General features: G+C 73.2%; 9 protein-coding genes. 2 read left to right on the top strand and 7 right to left on the bottom strand.

Going from position 1 to position 12,608, the window contains the following annotated elements; all coding sequences use genetic code 11:
- The first annotated feature begins 30 nt into the window (after positions 1 to 30).
- Together GA0070617_RS22080 and GA0070617_RS22075 are read left to right on the top strand one after the other, a co-directional pair.
- The gene (locus GA0070617_RS22080) at positions 31 to 1,236 is read left to right on the top strand and encodes a hypothetical protein (RefSeq protein ID WP_091441924.1); all 1,206 of its coding nucleotides are present in this window, start codon (positions 31 to 33) and stop codon (positions 1,234 to 1,236) included.
- A 344-nt stretch (positions 1,237 to 1,580) separates the two neighbouring features.
- Positions 1,581 to 2,942, top strand: coding sequence for a hypothetical protein (locus GA0070617_RS22075; RefSeq protein WP_091441921.1), 1,362 nt, complete (start codon positions 1,581 to 1,583; stop codon positions 2,940 to 2,942).
- Between the two features lie 10 nt (positions 2,943 to 2,952).
- On the opposite strand, the gene GA0070617_RS22070 is transcribed toward GA0070617_RS22075, so the two are convergent.
- The 7 genes from GA0070617_RS22070 to GA0070617_RS22040 all read right to left on the bottom strand — a co-directional run bounded on the left by GA0070617_RS22070 (position 2,953) and on the right by GA0070617_RS22040 (position 12,583).
- A complete protein-coding gene (locus GA0070617_RS22070; protein ID WP_229688454.1) occupies positions 2,953 to 3,945 on the bottom strand; it encodes a hypothetical protein in 993 nt (330 codons plus the stop codon).
- The gene (locus GA0070617_RS22065; RefSeq protein ID WP_229688453.1) at positions 3,942 to 5,318 is read right to left on the bottom strand and encodes a hypothetical protein; all 1,377 of its coding nucleotides are present in this window, start codon (positions 5,316 to 5,318) and stop codon (positions 3,942 to 3,944) included. Before GA0070617_RS22065 ends, GA0070617_RS22070 begins: the two co-directional genes overlap by 4 nt.
- On the bottom strand, positions 5,315 to 5,758 hold the full coding sequence (locus tag GA0070617_RS22060; protein ID WP_229688452.1) for a DUF6403 family protein: 444 nt from the start codon (positions 5,756 to 5,758) through the stop codon (positions 5,315 to 5,317). Before GA0070617_RS22060 ends, GA0070617_RS22065 begins: the two co-directional genes overlap by 4 nt.
- Positions 5,759 to 5,853: 95 nt before the next feature.
- A complete protein-coding gene (locus GA0070617_RS22055) occupies positions 5,854 to 9,105 on the bottom strand; it encodes an ATP-binding protein (protein WP_091441917.1) in 3,252 nt (1,083 codons plus the stop codon).
- Complete coding sequence (locus GA0070617_RS22050) at positions 9,102 to 9,755, bottom strand: GNAT family N-acetyltransferase (protein WP_091441913.1); 654 nt, start codon at positions 9,753 to 9,755, stop codon at positions 9,102 to 9,104. Before GA0070617_RS22050 ends, GA0070617_RS22055 begins: the two co-directional genes overlap by 4 nt.
- On the bottom strand, positions 9,742 to 10,773 hold the full coding sequence (locus GA0070617_RS22045; protein WP_229688451.1) for an endonuclease domain-containing protein: 1,032 nt from the start codon (positions 10,771 to 10,773) through the stop codon (positions 9,742 to 9,744). Before GA0070617_RS22045 ends, GA0070617_RS22050 begins: the two co-directional genes overlap by 14 nt.
- 124 nt (positions 10,774 to 10,897) lie before the next feature.
- On the bottom strand, positions 10,898 to 12,583 hold the full coding sequence (locus GA0070617_RS22040) for an ABC transporter ATP-binding protein (protein WP_091446988.1): 1,686 nt from the start codon (positions 12,581 to 12,583) through the stop codon (positions 10,898 to 10,900).
- Positions 12,584 to 12,608: the final 25 nt, after the last annotated feature.

The raw sequence follows: 12,608 nt of genomic DNA, 5'->3' as shown, positions 1-12,608 counted from the left end.
CCGACCTGACGATTACCGAGGAGCGAACCGATGCCGTTGCAGTCCTCCCTAGCCGACACGAACCCGGCTGGCAGGACCGACCACGTCGATCCGACCACAGAGGCCGTCTGGCAGTTGGTGAACAACCTTCCGCCGGAGATGGCCCGGGAGGTCAGGAGTCTCCCGCCCGAGGACCGGGCGCGGCTCGTCGAGGCCGAATCGGTGCGGACTGGGCTCGACGAGACCCGGACTTTCTCGGCCGAGTTCGACCGCCTCGTCAAGAACCGGGCGAGCGCGTCGTCGAGACAGCGTATGCAGGCGAAGCAGGCGGAGAATGCGAGCCGTGGGCGCCTGAAGGACGAAGTCGGGGCGATGATCGGCCAGCTGGACCAAGAGCGCGCCGGCCGGCGCGACCTGACTCCTTATCTTGTCGACAACGAGGTCTCGGTTCTCCTGCGGGATGCGGTCGGGCAGGATCCGCAAGTCCAGGCGGCAATGGTGCGACTCGTGCGAGCCGAACGGGAGAACTCTCTGCACGAGGCGGTGTGTAGCGCGGCGACAGGTGAAAGAAGGTCTTTCGCAGAAGCGGACAAGGCTGCGCTGGCCGCACTGCTTCATGGCGGCAGGAACAAGGACGTCGATCAGGCCGGGCGGTCGAGGTATCGCAACCCTCACCACTACGTAGACCGGGATCCGCTCAGCCCGCAGCGGTCCGGGTCGGCGCATTACGTCCATTACTTCAATGATCACGCGAGGAAGGAGCTGAGGGCCTTCGGGAAGCGGCACCCCGATCTGGCAAGAGAGATCGACAGGCAACTCGACGTCGCGATGAAGAACGGGACTGCCACCGAGTACAAGCTGCGGTCGAACGCGCAGAACGAGCTCAACGAGGCTCAGAACAACGTCTATGAACAGGTCGCTGTGGCCATGTATCGAAACCACCCGAGAGACATCAATGCGTGGGTCGCCGACCTGGAAGCCCCGTCCTGGGCCGCGGGGGCGAGCGCCCACCAGACGGCGGGGAGGGTGACGCCGCCGCCGGGCGACCAGTGGGGTGACGTCTACGGGATGGCCGCGCAGGTGGCAGGGTCGTCGCACTCCCCGCGGGATCGGTACACGGGTTCCCAGACGCCCTACCAGGGGAGCAGATCCCCGTCGCCGGCGTTCTCGGACTCCAGCAAGGTGCAGTACGGCCAGTACCAGATGCCCTACCAGGGCGGCCGGTCCCCGTCGCCGGGGCCGTCGTTCGGGCGCTGAGCCCGCCGGTCGGCCACCGACCCGTCATCGTCGTCTCCTCGACGGTGGCGGGTCGCTTCGTCTCCTGCGCCGTCCCATTTAATGAACTGTTTTCAAATTCTCCTGAACCTGAGGTGTACGCCCAGCGTAGAAGGGGTGTCACGGGCCAGCCGTGACACCATCGCCGGGTTGTCAGCGCCGCCGATCCGGCCCGGTCGCACCGTCGGCTGAGAGCAGGAGGACGGCAGATGCAGCCCAATGGATCCTCATCCCCCGATCGCCGCGACGACCAACCCCGAACAGGCCGGGACGATCCGGGCAGTTCGGGGGCGCGGACCCCGGAGAGTCCCCGGTCGGAGTTCAGCGTGCCGGGGCCGCTGGAGCAGCCCTATCCGGCGGCCGGGACACCTACCGCCTCGGTCGCGGCGATGACCGGGCCGACTCCCAGCATCGCGGGCACCCCCCGGCCGAGCAGCAGCGGGCGGCAGGACTCCGACGAGCGGCCCTTCTCGCAGGCGCGGCAGCAGGAGGAGGGCCGCGTCGTGCTGGCCGGGGAGGAGCAGGAGCAGTTACGCACCATCCGTGAGCAGGTGTGGAACGTGCTCACCGACCCCACGGTCATCAACTACACCGGTTACTCGGTGGGGCTTGGCTTCGACGCCAAGGGACGTGAGGGGCCGGACCGCCAGTTCCTCATGGCCGGTTCGGCGGTACTCATCGGAGTCGACGGATTCGTGCACGTCGGGCAGGAACTCGGCAATCAGGTGCGGAACCTGCGCGCGGACAACCCCGTCGAGTACGAGAAACTCGGCCGCAGCGTCGTCGACTCGTCGCGGTTCTTCCTGCAGATCGCCGGACCGGTGCAGACGATCCGGTCGATCAACCCGGACAACCCCAACCCCGCCGTCGTCGAGTTGGACCGGGCCAGCGCGGTGCAGGCCGGTTATTGGGGCTACGCCGCCACTGCGGCGTCCCTCACCTCGTTCACCCTGGCCGTGCGGGACCGGATGGCCCCGGCGCGTGCCGACACGACCTTCCTGCAGCGGGCCGGCCAGGCCTTCGGGCAGGCGTTGAAGGACCCCGAGGCCCGGAGCAAGTTCGTGGACGCCATCGCGCTGGCCATCGACGCCGAGGCGCGACGCCAACAGAATCCCCCGCTGATCGTCCTCGGTGCCGCCGTCCAGCTCGGGCACTACGCGATCGCGGCGGCGCAGGCCGAGTACCAGCGGCGGGGGGAGGGGCCGGAGAGCACCCTGCAGCGGGTGGGCACCGTGGCGGCGAAGGGGACGATGTTCGGCGCCTTCGTCGGCACGACCGCCAGGACCTGGCTCTCGGTCGACCAGAACAATCTCAATCCGCTGACCACCGTGGCCAACCGGGCCAATCTCCGCAAGGCCTGGATGTTCTCCGCCACGGCCGCGGCAGCGGCGGTGGTCACCACGGTGGACGCCGCCGTACGGGCCTGGCGGCGCCCGGCGCCCGACCCGCGACAGACGAACGCCCCGAACTCCTCGGACACCGAGCTGCGCCAACTACCGGCACCACCCGCGCCCACCACCCGCCAGCCGGACCCGCCCGCCGCCGGCCAGGCGGTGGTCGCGGCCGAACTCCGGCTGTCCGGGTCGCCCCGCGGTCCGGTGGAGCAGGGCCGCACCGGCTCCGCCACGCCGGTGCCGGTGGTCCGATCGACCCCCAGCCCCCCGCCGGGGCGCGGCACGCCCCGGTAGCTCCCGATACTCAGTCGGCGGTCGGGCGGCGAGCAGTAGCGGGGCCGGTGAACCGGTCGGCCAACTCGGCGGCCCGCCGGCTGAGCCCGTCGACCCGCTCCCGGAGCCGGACCACCGTCGCCGCGTCGCCGGCCGTCGGGGCCAGGTCGTCCAGGAGCGCGACGTACTCGGTGGTGAGGGTGCGGTAGCGGTCGAGGAACTGGTGGTCCCGGCCGGAGCGCGGGGTCCGGCCGATCCGGGCGTACGTCTGGTCCAGGTCGATGAGCTGCTGGGCCAGGCCGGCGGTCGCGGCGCTGAGCGCGCTGCGGTCGTCGGTGCGCTCGTCGCGTCGGGCCCGGCGCACGGCGGCGAGCCGACCCGCGCGCCGGCCACCGAGGTAGAGGGTGGTCGCCCCGGCGACCACCCCGAGCACCGCGGCCCCGGCGAGCAGGAAACGCGGCAAGGAGGGGCTGATGGTACGTGCCCCGTCCGGCACGATCCCCGCCTTGACCAGCCGGTCGTAGTTGACCACGATCACCTTCAACGCCTCCAGCGGACGATCGACGAACCCGTCGGTGCCCCGGCCGATCGTGGTCTCGGCGACCATCGCCCGGCCGAAGTCCTTTGTCTCGTCGCCGCTGGAGAAGCGGGCGCAGCCGTAGGTGTCCCAGTCGTCGCCGTCGGGGCTCATCGCCAGCACCAGCGTGCTCTTCGTGGCCAGCCGGACCTCCTTGCAGGCCGCGGCGAGATCGGTGCCGGGTGCGGTCATCAGCACCACCAGGCGGCGGTTGCCGATGATCCGCTCGGCGGCGGTCCGGTCCAGCTCCACGCCGGGGGCGGCGTACACCGAGGAGTTGCGGACCTGACGGGCCATCGGGGTGTCCAGGATCCCGCCGGACCAGAGCGCCCAGCCGGCCAGCGCCAGACAGGCCAGCACGGCCAGCCCGAACGGGGTACCGGCCAGGTCGGCGAGGAAGCGGCGGACGCGGGACCGGGCGGGTGGTGTCGGCGTGGTGGTGGTCACGAGAGCCTGCCCTGTAGGTAGCGGTCCGGGCGGTAGGCAGCGATGTCCAGGGTGCGGGCGGCGTCGTCCAGCTCCCCGGTGGCCTCGGCGAGCAGCCGCCTGACGTGCCGGTCCGGCAGGCCCTCGTCGAGGGCGTGCCGGGCGGCCTGGAGCTTGACCACGCCCCGGGTCAGCGCCGGGTTGCTACGCGCGTCGGTGAGCAGGGACATCTCCACCACCAGGGCGGTGAGCCCGGCCAGTCGGGCCGGCACCCCGCCGCGTTGCGGGTCGCCGGCCCGGGCCAGCAGGCCACCACCGGAGCGGCGCAGCGACCGGACCGACAGCACCAGGAACGCCGCCACACACCCGGCGAAGAGCCACGGTAGCGCCGGCAGCGCCACCCGCAGCGGGTCGATCGGCCGGTACGGCAACGGCCGCTCGAACAGCCCGGCGTAGCGGATGTCGGTGACCATGCCCAGGTACGCGCCGAGCACGTTGCGCTGCGGGTAGTCGTAGCGGCTGAGCCGGCTGCCGAACTGGGCGTAGAAGGTGGTCCCGGCCAGCTCGGCGAACTCCTGCTCGGCCGGGCCGTGGTACTCGATCCAGTTGCCGTACAGCACCACGATCGGCTCACCCGGCAGCAGCCGGGTCAGCGCCGGCCCGTACGCGGGGACCGGCTCACCGAACGGCTGGGCGGGCAGGGCGACGTACCGGGCACCGTCGGGAAAGGCGTTCCGGTCGGCCTGCTCCGGGATCCGGTCGAGGGTGGCCCCGTCGACCACGTGCAGCCGGTCGGCCCGCAGGTCGGCCACGGCGGCGTCCAGCTCCGCGCCGGTCGGCTCGCGCCAGCGCAGCTCGTCGCGGTCGGCCGGGCGGGGTGCCTTGTTCAGCGTGGTGATCAGGGTGACCAACAGGTCGGTCACGTCGTTGGTGGCCAGCTGCGCCCGCCAACCGGCGATCCGGTCCGCGGTGACCTCGTACGGCCCGCCGCTGACCTGGGTGCCGACGATCCGGATGGTGGCGTTGTCCACCTCGCGTAGCTGTTTGCGCTGGTCGGCGTCGAGACCGGGCGGGGTGACCAGGATCCGGGTGTCGCTGTCGCCGATCGCCGCCCGGACCCGTTCGGTGTTCCACCGCGCGACCGAGCCGGGTAGCCGGACCACCGGGTCGGCGGCGACCAGCTCGGTGAGCCGGTCCACCGACGGCAGGGTCACGTCGGTCAGCTCGCCGGCGGAGCCTTCGTCCACCCCACCCGAGGCCGACGGTGACTGACCGTAGCTGACCTCGATGCTCTGCCGCTGGGCCAGCAGGAACACCACCAGCACGACCACGGCGAGACCGAGCAACGGCCAGCGCAGCAGGTCGATCCGGCGGGCCACGCCACGCCCGCTCACGCCGCCCCCTCCCGACCCGGGTACGCCGTGCCGGCCTGCTCGGCGCGACCGGCCTGTTCGGCGCGACCGGCCTGTTCGGCGCGACCGGCCTGTTCGGCGCGGCCCACCTGCCCGGCGCGGCCCACCCGGTCGGCGCGGTGTGCGGCCTGCCAGAGCTGGTCGGCCCGGTGGGCGTACCCGGTCGCGGTGCGGGCCGCGTCCGGCCCGCCACCGGCGGCGGCCAGGTGCTCGGCGCGGGTGAGCAACCGCTGCGCCTCCGGCACCTCAGTCGGGGCCGCATCCCGGCTGACGGCGGCGCTGTCGATCGCGGCGCGCGCCGTCGACCAGGCCACCCCCCGAGCCTGCGTCCCGGCCCGCCGCCGGGGCAGCAGGGCGGTCACGAACCCGGCAACGAGCAGGAGTACGCCGCCGAGCAGCCAGAGCAGGAGGGGTTGTGCCATGCGATCCCGCCGTCCGATGAAAGATCCTCGCGTCGGGTACCTGTCTAGCGCAGGGCCGCCAGTCCCGCTCGGCGGGGGCGGGACCGGCTGGACGGTCAGCTCCGCCGGGCGCGCTCCAGGACCTCCTCCACGGTCAGCGGGCTGGCCGGGTGGTGGCTCAACGACAGTGGTGTCCGGATCTTCACCGGTGGGGCACCCTCGGCGGCGAGATAGAACTCCCCGGTGGTCAGCCGGGAGATGTCGGGCACGTCACCCCCCTTGGCCTTGGCCATCTCCCGGGCCGCCTCCACCTGGATCGGGCTGTTCAACCGCCCGTACAGCTGGGTCGCCGCGTTGCCCGGGATCCGGTTGTGCAGCCCCTTGGGCGCCTGGGTGGCGAAGACCAGCCCGAGTCCGTACTTCCGGGCCTGGGCGGCCAGCGCCAGCGTGCTGTGGGTGCAGGCGGTCATCGCCCCTGACGGCGCGAAGGTCTGCGCCTCGTCCATCACCAGCAGCCCGAGCAGCGGCCGGTCGTTGGCCGGGTGCCGCCGGATCCAGGCGAAGAGCGCCATCTGGAGTTGGTTGACGAAGCTCTGCCGGGCCTCGTCGGACTGCAGTCCGACCAGGTTGACCACCGAGATCCGGGCCGAGCGGCCCGGCGGGGGAGTGAGCAGCAAGCCGGGGTCCACCGGCGTGCCCTCGCCCCCGAACATCGGGTCGTTGACCATCGCGGCGGCCAGCGACTGGGCCAGCCCGGCACCGATCCGGTCGGCACCGTCGATGTCCACCAGCCCGTCCGGCAGGTCGGCGAGCGTGTCGATCAGCCCCTGCACCCGGCTGCCGCCGCGCCGGCCGTAGTGCTCGACGGCCTTACGCAACACCGCCAGCCCGAGATGGGCCTTGCTGGTCCGCCCGGTGACCTGGGCCCGGGGCGCCAGCGCGGCGACGGCGGCCTCCACCGCCTCGGTGAACTCGTCGGGGTCGTCGAGCACGCTGCGGAAGTCCGGCAGCGGCTGGAAGCTCAGCGGGCGACCCGAGGCCCGGCGGGGGGTCCAGACGACCACGTCGGTGGCGGCCAGGTAGTCGGCTGCCTTGCCCGCGTCACCGGGCCCCCAGTCCGAGGGCGACTGCGGCCAGGCGTCACCGAGGCGGGCAAGGTCGTTGTTGGGGTCCAGGACGATCGCGGAGACCCCGCGCAGCGCGCACTCCTCCAACATCCGGCGGATCAGCACGGTCTTGCCCGAGCCGGAGCCGGCGAAGATGGTGGTGTGCTTGCGCAGTGCCTCCAGCGGCAACCGCACCGGCGTACCGTCACCGTGGTCGTGCCCGACGACGAACGCCGGACCGGCGTCCCGAGGCCCGACATCAGTGGGGGTCGAAGGGGTCGACGCCGCCAGGTCGGGTCGGGCCCAGACGTCGAGGCGTGGCCCGGTGGTGTCGCGTGGCCGGGTGGTGTCGCGTGGCCGGGTGGTGTCGCGTGGCCGGGTGGCGGCACCGGTCTCCTCCCCGGCGGCAGCCTGGTCAGGTAGCCAGTCGGTGACCGTAGTCAGGGACTGCTGCAGCACGCGCAGCTCCCGGGTCGGCCGGCGGGTGGTCAGCCACCCCCGGATGTCGATCGGGGCCTCCGCCAGCATGACCTGGAGTGCGGCGAGGATCCGCAGGTCCTCGTGGTCCAGCGGCAGGGTCGTCCCGCCGGCCTGGTGGAAGGCGTCGATCGCCTGCTTCGTCTTGGCCCCGGCGGACCAGGCACCGTTGCGCAGCAGGAAGAGCCGGCGCTTGGGTACCCGCCGGTCGAGCCCGGTCGCCGTGCCGGCCTTACGCACCCGGGCCAGCGCCGCGACGGCGTGGTGGTCGTCGCTGACCGCCCGGAAGCACCAGTGGACCTGGTCCTCGGTGGCCTCGTCGAGGGTGAGCCGCAGCCGGGCGTGCAGCGGCGGGTCGGTGCTGGGCGGCGGGTCCACGGTGAACGACCCACCGGTCTCGCCACGCTCCAGCACCCAGGCGGTCAGACCGGCGGCGAGCAGGGCGGGCACGGTGCTGTCCTCGGTCTCGCGGGCCAGCGGGGCGACGACGTCGGCGGCCTTCCTGAGCTGTGCGAACCGGTCGTCGAAACGGGCCAGGTCGGCCGGTACGCCGGCGTCGGTCCCGGAGCCGCGAGGCTGCGGTTCGGACACCTCACCCAGCGATGTCAGCTCCCGCACCTCGTCCCCGTCGAGACAGGCCCGGATGTGCCGGTCGATGGCCATCAGCAACTGCCGTGGGGTCCTCGCTCCGGCCTGCTCGAAGGCACGCGGGTGCACCGGCCACGACGGATACGGCGGGGTGAACCCGATCCTGCCGAACTGCACCGCGAAACGCTTCTCGACGATCGCCCGGCCCAGGTCGTCGTCCTGGATCGGTTGCAGGAAGGGCGCCTGCCGGAACCGGTCGGCGACCGTGTCCACGGTGCGGTTCCGGATGATCAGCCAGGAGGCGGGCAGGCAGGCGACGACGGTGAGCGTACGGCGGGTCAGCTGCCGCAACGCCATTAACCCGTCGGCGATCCGGGCGTGCACCAGGGCCTGCTCCAGGTCGTCCTGCGGTGTCCCGGGACCCCTCGTCCCGCCGGCGAGCACGGACTGGGCGATCAGGGTGTCGATCTGGTCGACGGCGATCACCGAGGGCCCGGTGAGGGCGAGCAGCCAGGAGAGGTCCTGGACGATCTGCTGGGCGGCGCGGGGTGCCCGGCGCATCCCCCAGGCGGCCCGTTCCCCGGCGGTCTCCTCCGCACCGGAGACGAAGTAGTTCTCCGCGATGTCCCGGTGGGCCACCTCCTCCGAGGCGCTCAACGCCAGCGCCCGCGCCGTCTCCTGGCAGGTGCGCGCCACGTGCCGGTCGAAGGTGCCGAGCCCTTCGACGAAGGCGTCCAGGGCGGCCCGGGTCAGCTCGGTCTCGCCCATGAAGGCCCGCCGGGCGGTGCGCGGCGCCCCGACCAGGGCGGCGAGCCGGCGCAGCAGCAGCCGCAGCTGGGTCTCGCCGCCGGGCACCGGACGGGACAGTCCGTCGAGCATCGAGGTGAGCACGCTGTCCCAGAACCGGTCCGCGTCGAGCAGACCGACCAGGAAGAAGTAACCGTCCTCCTGCTGCACCTGCTGGCGGATCCAGCCCAGCAGGTGGGTCTTGCCCGAGCCGCGCTGGCCCTGGAGCACCAACCCGATCGGGCTGGCCGCGGCGCTGGTCCGGGCGTCGGCCACCCCGCGCAGCACGTCCTGCAGCACCGGGTCGTGCAGCCCCTCGACGTGGTAGGGGGAGGGGCGCCAGACGTCGTCGGGCACCGGCGCCCAGTCGAACCGCAGCGCCGCCAGCGCCGCCCGTTCCTCCGCTGTCATGACGAGCCGATCGCCAGCAGGTGCTTGTCCTGGCCACCGACGTGCAGTGCGGCCGCGCTCTGGTCGGCGGTGAGCATCTTCTGGTTGGACTCGGGCACGACGATCACGTTCGGTTCCCGGGCCAGCGCCCGCAGGGCCTCGTCCAGTTCGGCCCGTTCGACGTCGGCGAAGAAGGGCCGCAGCGTGGCCAGGCCGACCAGGTCCCCGGGCTCGCCGGCCAGCGCCGCGTACGCCTGCCGCAGCCGGGTCCGCAGCACCCGCTGCCGGTCGTGCCCGCCGGGGGCCGCCCGCAGGTCACTGCGGGTGAACAGCTCGCCGAGGGTACGCGAGTCAGCCCGGGGCATGATCCGGTCCCGCAGGACGGTGTGCAGCGCGACCAGTGCCCCGCCGAGGGCGCGGGCCCGCGGGCTGGTGAAGTCGAGATCACGTTCCACCCGCACCCAGCCCTCGTCGGCGAGCTGGTGCAGCCAGGTACGGCGGGCGCCCTGACGGCTGTCGACGTACCCGAGCCGGTTGAGCTTGTCCCGGGTCGGCCTGCTGACATCGATGCCGTACCGCTGCCTGAGCTCCGGGTTGGACAGTTCCCGTGCCTCCGCCATCAACACGATCAGGATCGCGCTCTCGCTCGGGGTGAGGTCATCGCCGGGCATGGGATCTTCCTTCCGATATGTCACGTCGTCGGGCCCGGACGAGGGTGCCGATCTGGTGCACCACCGAGCCGACGTCGTGGCTGATCCGTGCGTTGGTGAAGCGCAGGACGGCGTACCCGTCCAGCTGCAACTGGACGTCGCGTTGCCGGTCGGCCTCGAACCGGGCCGGATGGCAGTGCTCCGGCCCGTCCACCTCGACCACGCACCGCTCGGCCGGCCAGAGCAGATCGAGGCGGACCGGGGCGGTGAGCGCGTGCGACTGGTACGACTGGTTCCACACCCGCCCCGCCGACCAGTCCTGCGCGGCGAGCGCGGCCTCCAGCGCCGCCTCGGCGGCGCTGGCCGGATGCGGTCGGCCGACCACCTCCGGAGGACGCGGCGCGGGTGCGGCAGGCCGCAGGGTCAGCGGTACGCGCGGCACCCGGTCCACCGCGCGCAGCGGCGGGCCCACCAGCCAGACCCCCGACCGACCGTGGTGGGCCAGCCACTCGGCCCCGGCGGCGAAGGCCCGTTCCTGGTCGGCGGTGAGCCCCGGGGGCACCTCGACCAGCAGGACCAGCCGGGAGCGGCCGAAGCCCTCGGCGACGACCCGGGACAGCCCGAGGCACCGGACCTCCAGCGGGAAGGCACCCGCCGGCGACCGGCCGACGAGTGCGCCGGTGGCGAGCTGGGCCAGGAAGGGGGCGAAGTGCGGTGAGCCGTGGGCCCGTTCGACAGCGGCGGCGCGGACCGCCGCTGTCGAGAACGGGTCGGTCCGGGTCAGCTCGGCGGCCTCCGGGAGCCAGCCGGGCAGCAGCGCGCCAGCGATCCGCTCCAACTCCGTCAGGACCGCCCGGACGAACCCCGCCGGGGTGTCCCGGCCGGCCGAGGGGGTGAGCACGACGGCAGCCAGGTCGGGCAGCTCCCGGTTGACCACGGCGGCGACGGTCTCGGTGGACGCGCCCCCCACCTGCACCACCCGGTCGACGGGGAGGCCGGCCAGCCCATCGGCGCGGGCGGCGGAGTTCAGCGTTCTCAACCTCCCCGGATCCGGTCTCGAACGAACCCGTACACCCTACGAACCGGTAGGTGCCGGCACCACCCGGGAACGGGGACAGTCGTGCTTCGGACAGCCGCCGGCCCCGCCCGTCCCGCCCGCCGGGTCAGGAGCCGTGCCAGGAGTGCCAGAGCGCGGCGTACGCGCCACCGGCGGCGACCAGCTCGTCGTGCGCGCCGATCTCGGTGATCCGGCCGTCGCTGAGCACCGCGACCCGGTCGGCGTCGTGTGCGGTGTTGAGCCGGTGCGCGATGGCGATGACGGCCCGGCCGGCCAGCACCGCCGCGAGGGCCCGTTCGGTACGCCGGGCGGTGCTCGGGTCCAGCGCGGCGGTCGCCTCGTCCAGGATCAGGATGTCCGGGTCGGCCAGGACGATGCGGGCCAGCGCCAGCTGCTGGGCGTCGGCGGCGGCGAGGGTCCGCACCCCGTCGCCCAGCGGTGTGTCGAGGCCGTCGGGCAGGTCGGCGTACCAGTCGGCACCGACCGCGACCAGCGCGGCGCGCAACTGGTCGTCGGTGGCGTCCGGTGCGGCGAACACCAGGTTGTCGCGGAGCGAGCCGAGGAAGACGTGGTGTTCCTGGGTGACCAGGGCGATCCGGCGTCGTCGCTGCGCCGGGTCCAGGTCGGTGACCTCGACGCCGCCCAGGCGCACCACACCCTGCTGCGGGGCGTCGATGCCGGCGAGCAGCCGGGCCAGGGTGGACTTGCCGGCTCCGGACGGGCCGACGACAGCCAACCGTTCACCGGGGCCGACGGTCAGGTCGACGCCGTGCAGCACCTCGTGGCCGTCGCCGTAGTGGAACCGCACGTCGCGCAGGACCAACCGCCGGTCGTCCGGGGTGGCCGCGCCGCCGCGTGGCTCCGGCGGCACCTGTCCGACGCCGAGTACCCGGGCGAACGAGGCGAGGCCACGCTGGGCCTGCTCCATCCACTGCAACAGCCGGTCCAGCGGTTCGATCGCCCGTTGCAGGTAGAGCGCGGCGGCGACCACCTCGCCGAGGGTGACCGTCTGCCGGGCCAGGAACCAGCCACCGGCCAGCAGCACCACGGTGATCGGCACCGCGTAGCTGCTCTCCACCACCGGGAAGAAGACCGACCGCAGGGCCAGGGTGGCCCGGCGGGCCTGCCACACCCCGGCGACGCGGGTGGTGCCGGAGCGGATCCGCTCGTCGGTCAGCCGCAGCGCCTCCACGGTCCGCGCGCCCTCGGCGGTCGTGGTCAGCGCCTCGGTCAGCTCCGCGCTCGCCGCGCCCTCGGCCAGGTACGCCGGGCTGGCCCGGCGCAGGTACCAGCGGGTCACCAGGTAGACCGGGGGCAGCCCGGTCAACGCGGCCAGCCCGAGCAGCGGGTCCAGCAGGAACACCGCCGTGAAGAGCAGCACCAGCTGGGTGCTGCAGATGACGACGACCGGCACCACCTCGCGCAGCATCGTGCCGACCGTGGAGACGTCGACCGAGCTGCGGGTGGCCAGGTCACCGGTGCCGGCACGCTCCACCACGGAGACCGGCAGGGCGAGCATCCGGGAGACGAAGTCCTCGCGCAGCCGGGCGACCGCCCGCTCACCGAACCGGTGCCCGGCGTACTCGGCGTACCTGGTGAACAGCCCCTGGGCCAGTACGCACCCGGCGATGGCCAGCGCCAGCCGGTCCACGACGCCGACCGCACCGCTGCCGCCGCCGGTGACCGCGTCGACGATCAGGCCGAGCAGCCACGGCGTGGCCAGCCCGGCCAGCGCACTGGCGGCGTGCAGCGCCAGGACCCCGGCGACCGCCCACCGGTCACCGGCGAGCATGGCGAGGGTGGCCCGCCGGACCACC

The sequence above is a fragment of the Micromonospora yangpuensis genome (assembly GCF_900091615.1).
Taxonomy (GTDB): domain Bacteria; phylum Actinomycetota; class Actinomycetes; order Mycobacteriales; family Micromonosporaceae; genus Micromonospora; species Micromonospora yangpuensis.
This window is presented reverse-complemented; position numbering and strand designations above follow the sequence as displayed.

Bases quoted from the DNA above. Each gene is read 5' to 3' on its own strand.
- GA0070617_RS22055 (WP_091441917.1), bottom strand. From the start codon at position 9,105: ATGACAGCGGAGGAACGGGCGGCGCTGGCGGCGCTGCGGTTCGACTGG.
- GA0070617_RS22080 (WP_091441924.1), top strand. From the start codon at position 31: ATGCCGTTGCAGTCCTCCCTAGCCGACACGAACCCGGCTGGCAGGACC.
- GA0070617_RS22060 (WP_229688452.1), bottom strand. From the start codon at position 5,758: ATGGCACAACCCCTCCTGCTCTGGCTGCTCGGCGGCGTACTCCTGCTC.
- GA0070617_RS22040 (WP_091446988.1), bottom strand. From the start codon at position 12,583: ATGCTCGCCGGTGACCGGTGGGCGGTCGCCGGGGTCCTGGCGCTGCAC.
- GA0070617_RS22050 (WP_091441913.1), bottom strand. From the start codon at position 9,755: ATGCCCGGCGATGACCTCACCCCGAGCGAGAGCGCGATCCTGATCGTG.